Genomic DNA, 12,908 nt, shown 5'->3' on the forward strand with positions numbered 1-12,908 from the left:
ATATAGCGTGAATGTCAACTGGTACAATGGCTGAAGACCTTGTAAACCTTACTGCTCGCACCTATATAATGATTAATCTACTGATTCTTTAGAATAATTCTAGCAGAATCAGGTAACTTTGGTCAACTTATTGCCTTGACCAATGAGGTCATATGGCAAATTTTTGTCGATTTACACTAACGCATTTATCTAGAATTACCTTTCAGGAACGCATTATGAGCCAAAACTCCCGATCAGCATCAGCATATCCTGCACGTATCTTGGTTTGCGCAATTTTTCTCGCCTCACTCGTGTTACCACCCAGCCTTGTCCACGCCGAACTCGTAGATAAAATAGTTGCCGTGGTTAACGATGAAGTAATTACTCTCTCTGATGTAGATGCCGAAGGCCAGGAAGTATTCCGTAAAATTACCGCTACGTCTCCAGTAGATGAGGTTCAGGAAAAACTAGAAATGGCGCGTGCAGAAATTCTGAATACCATCATTGACAAACGACTTATTGCCCAGAAAGCCAGCGCATTAAACATTACGGTTTCAGAGAGCGAAGTTGAAGCAGCATACAATAATGTTCTGCAGCGAAACCGAATTAGCCGCGAGCAACTACTTGCCAAACTTGAAAGCAGCGGGTTAAGTGAAGCTGTTTATAAAACGACTCTGGAAAGCCAACTTCTTCAAAACAAATTGGTCGGCACAGATGTACATGCTAAGATAGTTGTGACTGAAGACATGATCCAGAAGCATTACGATGAGAATTATACATCAAACATTGAAGATGGTGCCTATTATCTGCTGCAGATGGGGTTCGCCTGGCAGGATTCCGAAGCAACCAAGACCAGCCCGGCTAGACAATCGGCCAACAAGCTTGAAGCTAAAAAACGAGCAGAGCGCATACATAATCTAGTAATGTCGGGACAGAACTTCGAAACCCTGGCCAGTAAATATTCTGATCTCCCATCAAAAGTTGATGGCGGCGATATCGGTACATTTCAACTCGATGAGATGGCAGAGTATATGCGGGACGCAGTGTCCAGTCTCAAATCCGGAGAGGTCAGTGAAATAGTAGAAACTCCTGCCGGATACCAGTTTTTCAAACTTCTTTCTGCCGGAGAGGATGCAGTTATCAGAAAAGCTGCATATGTTTCTGTAAAAGATGAGATCAAAGAAAAGCTTTATGACGAAGAGTTACAAAAAGCATATGGCCAATGGGTAAAAGACCTTAAAGAAAAAGCCTATATTCAGAAATTATAACCCACCACGCAGCAATATAAGGACAGTGTCAATGACCACTGAACCACATGAAACAGAGCCCGAATCCCTTGGGCAATTTCTAAGAAAGACCAGAATAGAACTCGGATTCGATCTCGAACAGATTTGTGAAGAAACCAAAATATCCGCATCAAACCTTAAGGCAATAGAGGGAGACAGTTATGGCTCTCTGCCTGCAGATGCTTTTGCACGTGGATTTTACAGTCTTTATGCCAGGGCGCTTAAACTTAATTCAGACGAAATCGTTAAACGTTTTCTGACTGAACGGGGTTCACTTCAGCGAAAAAATTCACTCACATCGCATAACCCGCCAGCCCATAAAGCTGCTCAGGAGATCAGCAACATGGCTGAACCATCCGGTGCTTCGCCCATGTCAACCATAGGGTTAGCGTTGCTGCTTCTGATCCTGCTTACCGGCGGAGTCTGCTGGTATTTCGACATCAACCCTGCAACGTTTATCAGTGAAAAAATCCGGAGTATTGAGCAAAACAACACACAGGATACAGCTCCTTCAGATCCCGACAACAGTAGCATTCAGGCACCAGAGCCTGAAAATGCAGGTGATACATCTACATTCAACAGACTGCAAACAATGCCCGATTCGTTGTTGGCTGGTAAACTTCAGCAAGAGATCAACTATCTTCTGCTACCCTCTTCATATTCATATACAAAAAGCGTTGCTCACCTTCAGGGGTGAGCGCACGCTGACCTGACCTCCCTGCAAAACACATAATGACGCCTATCATCAGGGAAACAGACGCCATCGTTCTTGACAGCCATGATCACGGGGAGTCTGATCTGATAATAACGTTATACTGCCGGGATAACGGCAGAATAACGGCCATTGCCAAGGGTGCAAAGAAGAGTAAACGACGATTCGTCAACAAACTCGAACTGTTCAGTTTCCTCCAGGTAACGCTCCGGCAGCGAAACAGCAATTCTCTTGCCCTGCTCCAGGAGGCTGAACTCCATTCGGGCTTCATTCAGCTCAGACAGAATTTCACCAAATACACAGCGGCCTCTGTAATACGAGAATTCACACTGTTTGCAATACGTGATGGAGAAGAAGATGAGCGTTTTTATCAACTTCTTCTCTGGTCACTACATATGCTCAACAAAGGGGAGCCTCATCTGCAGATCGTCATGCTATTTCTTTTACGGTTCTACGACTACATTGGTTATCGTCCGGAATTACGACACTGTTTCAGTTGCGGAATATCAGAATTGTCCTCTTCCGATTTCAGGTTCAACACGTCAACCGGCAGTCTTATTTGTGCAAAATGTGTACGCGCTGCTGGACAAAGCGGTATACCGCTATCTCCCGGCACGATAAAAATGCTCGAATCGTGTCAGCATTCTTCTCTTGAAAGACTGCACAGGATCAAAGTTGCAGAATCGAGTCTTTACGAAGCACTGAACGTTCTGCATCGCTACGGCAGACACGTCTTGCAGCGTGATATTATTTCATGGAGGATGCTACGAAAAACAATCAGATCAGAAATGACTGAATGGACAAATTACAGGTAACGGATCTCTCCGCTATGTTCAACTTTTTCAGTTCCATCAGCAAAACGCAGCCTCAACCCGCCATCATCCTGAAGACCAATGACAGTTGCCTCAAACTCTGGATTAGTCATAACATCAAAACCGAACAGTACGCGCTGCCCAAGGGTATCGGAAAGCGACAACCAGTTTTCAAGCAGAAGATGTTTTCCGTCTTTCCCGGAATAGCCGTCCCCTTTTAGCTCACGTGACTCTTCGTAGTACAGTAAACCAAAATTCCAGGCAAGCTTGGCCAGAAAAAGCGTGGTAAACGTCGTTATATCCAGCTCTGCCCCTAATTCTTTCGATAGTGATGTCGCAATACCCAAAAGTTCGGGTGGGAACTCCAGATTATTAACATTTATACCAAATCCTACTAAATGATATTCCTCTCCGTAGTGTGGACCGCTAAATCCTTCAACCAGAAAACCAGCAACCTTTTTTTCCCCGAAAAGTACATCATTGACCCAACGAAGTGTAGCATCACTACCTCCGGATTCACGCACCGCCTCGCAGCAGGCAACGCCTACGGCTAACGGCACAAAACGTTTGGAATGATCCAGTAAGGTGTTTGCATGCACCATGCACCCCCAGACGCCACCTGACGGGGCATGCCAACTTCGTGTAAACCGGCCCTTAGACTGACTCATCGTGTCAGCCAGTATGATCATCCCATTCATCACTGAACCATTCGCCGATTCAACTTCTCTGATGTGATTCCTTGCATGCTCCATAGCCCGTGGTAGCGAACGATGACAGTCGATCACCGAGCCAACAAAGCCACCGTAACGAAACACTACATCACAATCTATAGCAGGGTGTGCAGCTTGGCGGATAAGGAGTTCTTTCTTGAGGACTTCAGCCAGCAAAGGTTTGGTCGGGCGATTGAATACCATTGAATAATGTAAGTTATAAAAACGAAAGAAGAGAAGAAAACTGGAATGGGGGACAGGCAGCACCTTCCCCCGTTGGATCAATTATTCAGCGTCCCAGTCGGCTTTGACTCGGGTGATAATCTTTTGTATAAGCGGCAATTTTTCTGGAGCACAAATACCAATCAGGGGTTCCCCCTGCGGAACAGAAACACCAGGCTTAAAATAGACTGAGTGAATAACACCACCTTCGCCGTTATAATAGACAGGAGTATCTCTTTTCATGAGGGACATGGTGATAATTTCATCACCCTTGTCGATAGTCACAGAACGGGCACCCTTCTTATCAATTCTTGACTGGATATCCATGGCGAAGAAATATTTCGCTGTTTCAGGAGCAGGAAAAAGATAGAGCACATCCTTAAGGATAGCCTCTATAATTTCTTTCTTCTTCAGGGGATGACGGATAGTCATCAACTTCTCACCGGCCTCGACAAACTGCCCGTCAAGCTCGGTCATGATATCCATTACAGTACCATTGGTCTGTGCGTTTACCAATTTAGGGTTGCGTTCACGATTGATTTCATACAATGGTGTTCCGGGAACCTGCTTCCATTCTCCAGAAGGAGCATGAACTTCATCCCCGTTTACCAGTTTGAACTGTACACGCCCCGTATGTACCGCGCATACATCAATATAATCATACGGGTCGGATTTATATTTACTGAGTAACTGATCAAAGTCTATTTCATTGGACATAGTGAAAACCTGGATGTTTGCTTTAATAACGTTCGTATTAACATGCCACTTCGGCCATTGGCTCAGAGGCTGATGTTTCTGCGCTGTAAGTGATGTCAGCAGACATTCTGCGATGGGTAGTAAAAACAGCCATAATGCCAGCATTTCTCTGTGCAGACACAGGTGTTAAGAATTCTGCATGCATCAATAAAGCATAGGGTTTATACTTAGATAATGAGACCATGGCAAGAATAAACTGTATCGTCCCCCTTGACGGCAAAGCACAGAAATTCACCATTTTCCCACGCTAACAGACTAAAATTGGCAATCATTCGTACCACAATAATATACAATCAGAGAACATTACACGCTAACTTTTTATGAAACGATTAGGCATCATCATCACAGCCGGGCTCTTCCTGGTAATCAGTGCAGTAATGCTATCGTTTTCATTTGCACCGCACCTGATTAACACACAACTCATCCCATATCTGCTCTCTAAAAATTCTCTAGACAATATAGATGCGGATATCTCATACCTCACCTTATGGAATCTTACAGGCAGTCTGACCGTAGGTGATAGTGATGATCTTCCTGCCATTAAAATCCCCCGCATATCTGCTGTTTTTTCTCCAACCGGGTTAAAATCCGGCAAGATCGAAACCATACAACTCGATGGGCTTACAGTAAGGCTGATCGAAAGGAATGGCAAAATATCACTGCGTAATATCCAGTCAAGCAGATCTTCTCAGGATTACGACATTGAAGGCACATCGATTCCTGCATTTCCCGTGTTTGCTGACCTGCTGGAATTACGAGACTGCATGATCATTATCGACCGCGATGATCTCCCCGACATAACATTAAACATTCAGGCCAAGGTTGAACCTACATTCAGAAAAGCCCCATCAGGGGGGTACATTCTTCAAAAGATACAGGCAGAAATCATTTCAGCAGGTACTATTACTTCAACTATACATGCTGAGTTTCAGGTAACTGGCGAAGGGCCTGTTGTACACATCGCTGCAAATCTTCCCGACTTAAGTAACATATCCCTCCTGCTCGCATCTCAGCTAACTGCCAAAGTGTCAGGCGGAGGCCAATTAACCACTGAGATTCAGCTAACAAATAATTTTCACGCGATAAAAAAACTCAATGCCGAGATTACACTTCAAGATCTCGACATCAATTCCAACAGTTTTCATCTGGTGAATAATCCTGATTCTCCTCTCCTCCTCTCAGTTTCAGGATCAGGTAACGATTTCGAATATAGTGTATCAGGCGCACATCTTTCTCAACCTGCTGAAGCCAAAACGCACCTGCAAGGCCGTTATCTGCTGACAACAGGTGAATTCACAGGAAAGGGTGAATTAGAGGTTTTTAGTCTTCAGGAAGACATTCAAGTGGAATTCAAGGGCGTCGCAAATCCAGAGCAACTTGAGGCCGAACTGATATTTCATGGAAAAACGCAAAACATTACTCTTCAATCAGGCAAGATCGATCTCGGTCAATATAGTCTGAAAAGTACAGTTAAAACAGTTGATGAAAATATTTTAATTGCTAATACCATCAACATTTCCAATGCCATCCTCAAAGAGCAGAAACTCGAAGTACACAACATTAGCAGCTCGCTGAGTTACACCTACGGCAAAGCGACTGCAAAAAGAAAAGGTTCGGGAAAATTCAGCATAGAGAGGATGCATTTTAATGGTGAAGATGTAGCCGGCATCTCGGCCACATTTATAGCAACATTAAATGATGTCGATTTTAGCGGCAACCTCACAAGCCACATGCCAAATCAACATACATTGCTATTTTCCGGAAATGTATCTCCACACAGGGGGATCGCTATGAATTTCAACCTCCCTTCTTCTGCACTCAACACCTATTCACTCCCAACATTTATTTCATTGCCGCCCGATCTGCACTTTTCAGGGAAGGTTAACGTTCATGGTGAAATATTCGTTGATACAAAGGGTGAGCCAACGGGAAATATCACAGTAACACTTAATGACGGAGAGCTCAGTCTCGAGGATAAAAAACTCTTCACCCGCGATATCAATACCGAGATAGTGCTAGCCGAACTCCCTGCACTGCGTAGCAGCTCAACTCATCACCTTAAAATCGGGGCAATAGATTTTGGTAATTTAAAATTTACCAACGGCAACCTCTATTTTAGGATACACAGTCCCACAGAATTTTTTCTCGAAAAGAGCAGCTTCAACTGGTGTAATGGAAAAGTTGAAAGTGGCAGCCTGAACATCGACACAAAAAATCCGATAATTTCGACCACACTTTACTGTGATCGATTACAGTTTTCTGAACTGTTAAATCAGTTCGGCATCTCAGAAACAGACGGGGACGGATCTCTTAATGGTCGCCTGCCCATACATTTCACAGGTAAGGAGATGCTTTTTGACGATGGATTTCTGTTTTCCACTCCGGGCAATAGTGGTATAGTACGCTTCAACAACACGGCAATGCTACGTCAGGGAATGCCGGATATGGGCAAAGCCGCCTACCTTGAATACTCACTCCAGGCCATGGAGAATTTTTCCTACAACTGGACAAAACTGACGTTTAACAGCATAGATGACGACCTTCTCATCAAGATGCAGATAGACGGCAAACCTGAATCACCACTCCCTTTTGGTTATAGCAAAGGACAGCTTGTCACCAACGATAAAGGGCCGGGTATTCAGCACCCAATACGGCTTGACGTTAATTTTCATCTGCCATTTGCGCAAATGTTCAAATACGGCCAGAGCCTTCAAAAGATTATGGAGAACATGCAATGAAGGATATGCGTAGTGCCCTGCTCGGCGGGATCATCGTTGCAACCCTGCTTCTGGGCGTTTCCTGCACAAGTCATCAGGTGGAAGTCAAACCTGTTGAAATTAAACCTATTCACATAACCATTGATATTAATGTGAAAGTTGACAGAGCTCTTGACAATTTCTTTTCCGATCTGGATGAGTTGCAATCCGAGTAACGTTTTACACTATTAACTGTTACCACTGAGGCATACCATGCATAACAGAATCAGAATACATTCCGTAATTGTTGTGATTATTTCACTGCTCTTTACCTGCTCCACACTCTACGCTGCATCTGTGAAAGACCGAATGGCAGCCCGCATTCCCGCAATCAACGCACTTAAAGATAGCGGCGTAGTTGGTGAAAACAAAGATGGTTATCTTGAGTTTCGCACAGGTAATCAGGCAGATAAAGCGACAGTAAGTGCTGAAAATGCTGACAGGGCAAAAGTATACGACGCAATCGCTAAAAATGAAGGTGCATCCCCAACGCTGGTTGGCCAGCGAAGAGCTAAGATGATCGCCTCTATAGGGAAAAACGGCCACTGGTTTCAGGCCGCTGACGGAAAATGGTATCAAAAATAGAACATCAGATGGCCAAGCCATCCCGCGACAAACTTTTCGAAGTTGACACAATTCAGGAAGACTTTGTATTCAACGAGCGTGTTGTTGAAGTATTTGACGACATGCTCGACAGGTCTGTCCCGTATTATTCCGAAGTCATATCCTCTTCTGCACGTCTGCTGGATACCTTCCTGCACGCTGAAGACACGGTATATGACCTAGGCTGCTCCACCGGCACCACGCTGATGGAGTTTTGTCGTCTACTACCCGATAAAGGTCTGAAATTCGTAGGCATAGACAGCTCAGATGCCATGCTTGAAAAAGCACGTCTCAAGGCTGAACTCTACTCCAAGCAGGACTCTATCAGTTTCTTAAAAGAAGATATAACCTCCATGCATCATCCCAATGCCGGTGGATTTATCCTCAATTACACATTGCAGTTTATTCGCCCTTTAAGACGCGAAGCATTTCTGCGTAACCTCTATGAGTCTTTGCGTCCCGGAGGCATACTGGTGCTTAGCGAGAAGATCATCTCTCATGACCAGCGTCTCAACCGCGAATATATAGATATTTACCACCAGTTTAAAAAATCAAAAGGGTATTCTGAACTTGAAATAGCCAGAAAAAGAGAAGCACTCGAAAACGTGCTTATCCCCTTTTCTATAGATGAAAACAGAACAATGCTCAAACAAATTGGCTTCACCACTGTCGAAACATTCTTCCAGTGGTTCAACTTTGCATCGTTTGTGGCCGTAAAACCCTCCTGATTTAATCAACCAGTTACTATGTCCTATATTGATATGCTGCCGTCGCATGTACGGCATGATGAAATTTTGTCCCTCCACCAGGAACGTCAACTTTGGGTAAACCAGAATAAAAAAGGCTTTCTTCGCTACCGTGAACCCTTCCAGGCTCTCTCAAAGTTTCGTGCCATGCATACCGACTTCTCTGGTGACGTAGTCACCATTGGAAGTCCGAACGAAATTAATGATGCTGAAAAAAACATCATCAAAGACAATCTCCAAAAATTCATTCCCTGGCGAAAAGGGCCATTCTCAGTTTTCGGTATTGATATTGATGCAGAGTGGCGCAGCGAAAAAAAATGGCAGCGGGTTGCTCCACAACTTCCTGATCTTGAAGGCAAGGTTATTGCCGATATCGGCTGCAATAATGGTTACTACATGTTCAGGATGGCACACCATAAACCCAAATTCGTTTTGGGCCTTGAGCCGTCAGTGCAACATTACTACTGTTTTAAATCGCTTAAAGAAATGGCGGGGCTTGCGAATCAGACGATCGACCTGCTGGGAGTAGAGCATCTGCCCCTTTTCCCCGACTGCTTTGATGTGATCTTTCTTATGGGTATCATCTACCACCGCCCCTCTCCTGTTGATACTTTACGGGATATAGTCTCAGCCCTGCAACCTGGCGGCTCACTTATAATAGAGTCTCAGGCTATTCCCGGCGATGAACCGTATGCACTTTTTCCTGATAAAACCTACGCCAAAGTACCCGGAACATATTTTGTTCCGACTGGTGCCTGTCTCTATAACTGGATGCAAAAAGCCGGCTTTGTCGATATTGAACTTTTCTGTTCTCATCCGATGAGCAGCGAGGAACAACGGCAGACTGAATGGATGACATTTGAGTCATATATTGATTTCCTCAACCCTACAGACAATACACTAACTGTCGAAGGGTATCCTGCACCATATCGGGTATTTCTGAAAGGAAGAAAAAAATCATAAATATAGAGGATAATATGGTTTAGGTTATTGCGTTTGCTGGTCAGCATGTATACAATTGGCCTATTCGTCTGCAGCCAAATCAGCATATGTGCCTGCAAACACTGATACCAACTACTTTCCGGACTCTTCACTGGCTATAAACCGACCATACGAGTTCCCGAAAATTGCGGTGTGTTCGCAGTGCGAGAAACCTATTATGACAGGAGTCATACAACATGATCAAAGAAAATTGTACATTGTACAGCAGTGGTCTTAAAGGAGCTGAGGCAACCTTCGGTGAAGCAGCCCAGCAACATGGTATTAAAGAGATTGTATATTCATTTGACGGCCATAAACTATCCCGTGAAATGAATGTTAAAATCCTTACCCAGGAAGAGCTTGAACGTGGCGATATCAGTATGGAACTCGCTTCACGTATGCTCAACCGTACCTATTATGAGACCGAAAAAATCAGGAAGGTTCTGCAGACAATCTTTCACATGGTAAACAGCGGCCATCAGGTATTTGTTATTGGTACCATCCAGGAAGACGGCTCTGTTAAAGGTGGAACCGGCTGGGCTGTAGAGCTTGCCAAAATGTTCAACCGCCCACTCCATGTCTTTGATCAACCAAACAAAAAATGGTTTAGCTGGAAAGAAGGTACCTGGAAAGAAGACATCCCAAAAATTGAATATGACACCTTCGTTGGTTCCGGCACCCGTTACTTAAGCGAAGCGGGTCGTGAAGCTATCGAAAAACTTTTCACGGACTCTTTCGGCGAATAAGTTTATCTATCAGATATATTTAAGGCCGCTCTCCTCATCAGGAGTAGCGGCCTTTTTTTATTGTATTAGACGTAAATTGTACCAACCTCTATAGACTGGAAGCGGGATTAAGGACTTAGGCCAAAGGTAAAAGATAAAAGGACTGAGTAATTCAGAAGCTTATTGCATTCTCAATGCAATTTACTCAGTCCTAATCCCTTAAGCCTCAGTCCTTTTGTCGCGTCCTCAAAGATCCCACGCAATCTGTAAGGCTGAGCTATTTGCTTCTAGGTAACAGGCTGTCCTATCCCGCCATCCCGCCATTGGCACAAATATTTTGTCCTGAAATCCATCCTGATTCATCACGAACTAAAAGCGAAACAGCATCTGCAATATCCTCGGGTGTCCCAATCCTGCCAAGAGCAGCCATGCCTGCCATCTGCAGGATCTGCTCTTCAGTCTTACCAGCACGAAAAAGTTCGGTATCAACCGGCCCCGGAGATAACGAGTTCACTGTAACTTCCCGATGGCCAAGTTCTTTTGCCAGAACCCGTGTTAACTGATCAACAGCACCTTTTGTCGCTGCATACGGGCCATATGTCGGCAACAACATTTTGGTAACCGTCGATGATATATTGATAATTCTGCCGCCGTCTGCAATCACCTTTGCAGCTTCCTGGCATGCAAAAAAAACACTCTTTACGTTCAGCGCAATGATATCATCAAATTCTTCTTCGCTGACATCTTTTATCGGCTTATTTTGCAATATCCCGGCATTGTTGACCAAAATATCTAACCTGCCAAACTTCTCAAGTGCTGCGGCAAACATCTTTTTTATCTCTGAAGTCTGGCGAACATCAGCTCTGACGGCTATTGATTGCGGACCGGATTCAGTTATCCTCTTCACAACCTCAAGAGCAGCAGAGGTACTATGTGCATAGTTCACAACAACATTTGCCCCCATCAGGCCGAGACGAATAGCAATAGCAGCACCAATTCCTCTTGAGGCACCTGTGACAATTGCGACTTTACCTTCGAGTACCTTTTCCATATATCACCTTTCAGTTTTTTCTTTACATGACAAATGTGATTTTATTCATGGTGCCCTATACAACTCTGCACTGCAAGGTTATAATCTAGTGCTGTTCTGCGAAAAAATATCAACCTGAAAATAACTGATCAAACAAACGACAAACGCTTTACTATTGACGAAATCCGTCATTACAGGTTATAGATTATGATTTTTCTGCGCACCCTGTAATTTACATCTGGGTCCGGCGCCAGGCTCCATGCCGCCAGGTTCCCGCACCGCCATGTCTCCCCACTCACATGCATCGTGCCAGATCCGCAGCATACACGCCAGTCAGTCAAGCACATCTTCACTCATCCTGCAGATGCCTTAGAGTTTACATCACTACGACACAGGTACAGAAAAAAGGATAGACTAGAATGAAAGCACTCATAGCCCTGGAAGACGGGACAATCTTTGAGGGGCAATCCTTTACCGGCGAAGGCGAAGCCATCGGTGAAATTGTCTTCAATACCTCCATGAGCGGATATCAGGAAGTCCTGACAGATCCTTCCTATACAGGTCAGCTCGTTACCATGACTTACCCTTTAATTGGTAATTACGGAGTGAACCCTGATGATATGGAATCAAGCAAGGTTCATCCCATGGCCTTCCTTGTCAAGGAATACAACCCTATTCCTTCTAACTACCGCTCCACACAGTCACTTGCAGACTTTCTAATAGAGCACGGAATCCTCGGCGTACAAGGGTTTGACACCCGCGCCCTGGTAAAACACATCCGTACTGTTGGAGCAATGAAATGCATCGTTTCCACCAAAGATACAGATCCTGAATCTCTTGTTAAACGGGCAAAAGAATGGACCGGCCTTGTAGGCCAGGATATGGTCAAACGTGTTACATGCACAGAGCCATACGGCTGGGCAGATAACCAACCGGTTCCAGGTTCTGACTTTTCTACTGCAAAATGTGATGCAGAAAATCCCCTCAACGTTGTAGCCTTTGATTTCGGATTGAAATACAACCAGTTGCGTGAACTTACCGCTCGGGGCTGTAATGTACAGGTTGTGCCTGCAACTACAGACGCAGAGACTGTTCTTGCAATGAACCCTGATGGTATATTCCTTTCCAACGGCCCGGGTGACCCGGAAGGAGTTGAAGGCGTTGTAGATACGTTGAAAACTCTTCTCGGCAAAAAACCGATTTTCGGAATATGCCTTGGTCACCAGATGCTGAGCCTTGCATATGGCGGTTCAACCTATAAGCTCAAGTTTGGTCATCGCGGCGGTAACCAGCCTGTTAAAGACCTGACCACCGGCAAAGTTGAGATCAGCTCCCAGAATCACGGATTCTGCGTCGACATGAAAAGCTTGAGTGAGGACGAAGTGGAATTAACCCACATCAACCTCAACGACAACAGCTGCGAAGGCATGCGACACAAGAAATACCCGGCATTTTCTGTTCAATATCATCCAGAACATGCTCCGGGCCCACACGACTCACTGTATCTCTTTGACCGGTTCATTAACATGATGCGCGACCAGGGCTAAACGCCACTGGTAAACCGGGGAAACGAGCAAGAGTAACTATCAC

13 protein-coding genes are annotated in these 12,908 nt (G+C 44.8%); 10 read left to right on the plus strand and 3 right to left on the minus strand.

The window, feature by feature from the left end:
• The first annotated feature begins 215 nt into the window (after positions 1–215).
• Genes FCL46_RS16020 through recO form a run of 3 tightly spaced genes read left to right on the plus strand, consistent with a single transcriptional unit; the run spans position 216 to position 2,792 of the window.
• Entirely contained in the window at positions 216–1,247 is a 1,032-nt protein-coding gene (locus tag FCL46_RS16020) for a peptidylprolyl isomerase (RefSeq protein ID WP_167505820.1), read from the plus strand.
• A 31-nt stretch (positions 1,248–1,278) separates the two neighbouring features.
• Positions 1,279–1,962 carry a helix-turn-helix domain-containing protein gene (locus FCL46_RS16025; protein ID WP_136806621.1) on the plus strand — a complete coding sequence of 228 codons (684 nt, stop codon included), beginning with the start codon at positions 1,279–1,281 and terminating at the stop codon, positions 1,960–1,962.
• A 35-nt stretch (positions 1,963–1,997) separates the two neighbouring features.
• Positions 1,998–2,792 carry a DNA repair protein RecO gene (gene recO, locus FCL46_RS16030; protein ID WP_136806620.1) on the plus strand — a complete coding sequence of 265 codons (795 nt, stop codon included), beginning with the start codon at positions 1,998–2,000 and terminating at the stop codon, positions 2,790–2,792.
• Here the strand turns inward: recO and FCL46_RS16035 are convergent.
• Both FCL46_RS16035 and FCL46_RS16040 read right to left on the minus strand, forming a co-directional pair.
• A complete protein-coding gene (locus FCL46_RS16035; RefSeq protein ID WP_136806619.1) occupies positions 2,783–3,703 on the minus strand; it encodes a biotin--[acetyl-CoA-carboxylase] ligase in 921 nt (306 codons plus the stop codon). The two genes, recO and FCL46_RS16035, sit on opposite strands and share 10 nt — an antisense overlap.
• A gap of 81 nt (positions 3,704–3,784) precedes the next feature.
• Positions 3,785–4,582, minus strand: coding sequence for a biotin/lipoyl attachment domain-containing protein (locus FCL46_RS16040; RefSeq protein ID WP_228723233.1), 798 nt, complete (start codon positions 4,580–4,582; stop codon positions 3,785–3,787).
• Between the two features lie 215 nt (positions 4,583–4,797).
• Here FCL46_RS16040 and FCL46_RS16045 point away from each other — a divergent pair, with 215 nt between their 5' ends.
• The 6 genes from FCL46_RS16045 to FCL46_RS16070 all read left to right on the plus strand — a co-directional run bounded on the left by FCL46_RS16045 (position 4,798) and on the right by FCL46_RS16070 (position 10,309).
• A complete protein-coding gene (locus FCL46_RS16045; RefSeq protein WP_136806618.1) occupies positions 4,798–7,215 on the plus strand; it encodes an intermembrane phospholipid transport protein YdbH family protein in 2,418 nt (805 codons plus the stop codon).
• Positions 7,216–7,220: 5 nt separating this feature from the next.
• Positions 7,221–7,409, plus strand: coding sequence for a YnbE family lipoprotein (locus FCL46_RS16050; protein ID WP_136806869.1), 189 nt, complete (start codon positions 7,221–7,223; stop codon positions 7,407–7,409).
• A 37-nt stretch (positions 7,410–7,446) separates the two neighbouring features.
• Positions 7,447–7,818 (plus strand): YdbL family probable chaperone protein, encoded by a 372-nt coding sequence (locus FCL46_RS16055; protein WP_136806617.1) that lies wholly within the window; start codon positions 7,447–7,449, stop codon positions 7,816–7,818.
• Entirely contained in the window at positions 7,803–8,564 is a 762-nt protein-coding gene (gene cmoA / locus FCL46_RS16060) for a carboxy-S-adenosyl-L-methionine synthase CmoA (protein ID WP_228723235.1), read from the plus strand. Before FCL46_RS16055 ends, cmoA begins: the two co-directional genes overlap by 16 nt.
• 18 nt (positions 8,565–8,582) lie before the next feature.
• Positions 8,583–9,545 carry a tRNA 5-methoxyuridine(34)/uridine 5-oxyacetic acid(34) synthase CmoB gene (cmoB, locus tag FCL46_RS16065; protein WP_136806616.1) on the plus strand — a complete coding sequence of 321 codons (963 nt, stop codon included), beginning with the start codon at positions 8,583–8,585 and terminating at the stop codon, positions 9,543–9,545.
• A gap of 215 nt (positions 9,546–9,760) precedes the next feature.
• Positions 9,761–10,309 carry a hypothetical protein gene (locus FCL46_RS16070; RefSeq protein WP_136806615.1) on the plus strand — a complete coding sequence of 183 codons (549 nt, stop codon included), beginning with the start codon at positions 9,761–9,763 and terminating at the stop codon, positions 10,307–10,309.
• A 283-nt stretch (positions 10,310–10,592) separates the two neighbouring features.
• Here FCL46_RS16070 and FCL46_RS16075 read toward each other — a convergent pair whose 3' ends face one another.
• Complete coding sequence (locus tag FCL46_RS16075; protein ID WP_136806614.1) at positions 10,593–11,339, minus strand: SDR family oxidoreductase; 747 nt, start codon at positions 11,337–11,339, stop codon at positions 10,593–10,595.
• A 398-nt stretch (positions 11,340–11,737) separates the two neighbouring features.
• On the opposite strand from FCL46_RS16075, the gene carA reads away from it, so the two are divergent.
• Positions 11,738–12,865 (plus strand): glutamine-hydrolyzing carbamoyl-phosphate synthase small subunit, encoded by a 1,128-nt coding sequence (carA, locus tag FCL46_RS16080; protein WP_136806613.1) that lies wholly within the window; start codon positions 11,738–11,740, stop codon positions 12,863–12,865.
• Positions 12,866–12,908: the final 43 nt, after the last annotated feature.

The sequence above is a fragment of the Desulfosediminicola flagellatus genome (assembly GCF_005116655.2).
GTDB lineage: Bacteria > Desulfobacterota > Desulfobulbia > Desulfobulbales > Desulfocapsaceae > Desulfopila > Desulfopila flagellata.